Origin of the sequence: Mycobacterium scrofulaceum (genome assembly GCF_001667885.1) — a bacterium.
Classification (GTDB): domain Bacteria; phylum Actinomycetota; class Actinomycetes; order Mycobacteriales; family Mycobacteriaceae; genus Mycobacterium; species Mycobacterium scrofulaceum_C.
In genome coordinates this window covers 1-646 of the sequence record NZ_LZJW01000078.1, presented here as the reverse complement: position 1 = coordinate 646, position 646 = coordinate 1, and the positions used below count along the sequence as shown (strand labels likewise).

Genomic DNA, 646 nt, shown 5'->3' with positions numbered 1-646 from the left:
CGATTACGCCGTTGGTGCGTGATCTCGGGGTGGCCTATGCCAGTCGGTGTGCGGGTGGCGCGCCGGGCTGGGCGCCGTTGGCGGTGCAGTATGTGGATTACACGTTGTGGCAGCGGGCGCAATTCGGAGATTTGGGAGATCCGCACAGTGTGATCGCTGCGCAGTTGGCCTATTGGCTGGATGCGTTGGCGGGGATGCCGGAGCGGTTGGAGTTGCCCACGGATCGGCCGTATCCCGCGGTGGCTGATTATCGGGGCGCGCGGGTGGCCGTGGAATGGCCGGCCGAGTTGCAGCAGCGGGTGCGGGCGGTGGCCGGCGAGCACAATGCGACCAGCTTCATGGTGGTGCAGGCCGCCCTGGCGGTGCTGCTGTCCAAGCTCAGCGCGAACACCGATGTGGCAGTGGGCTTCCCGATCGCCGGGCGCCGCGACCCCGCCCTCGACGACCTGGTCGGATTTTTCGTCAACACATTGGTGTTGCGCACCGACCTGAGCAGCAACCCCACGGTCAGTGAGTTGTTGGGTCAGGTGCAGCAACGCAGCCTGGCCGCCTATGAGCACCAGGACGTGCCCTTCGAAGTCCTCGTCGAACGGCTGCACCCCACCCGCAGCCTGACCCATCACCCCCTGATCCAAGTGGTCCTGGC

Annotated in this window: 1 protein-coding gene; it reads left to right on the top strand. The window is 66.4% G+C overall.

Going from position 1 to position 646, the window contains the following annotated elements; genetic code table 11:
* On the top strand, positions 1-646 hold a 646-nt coding region (locus tag A5681_RS11880), incomplete at both ends, for a condensation domain-containing protein (RefSeq protein ID WP_156737942.1).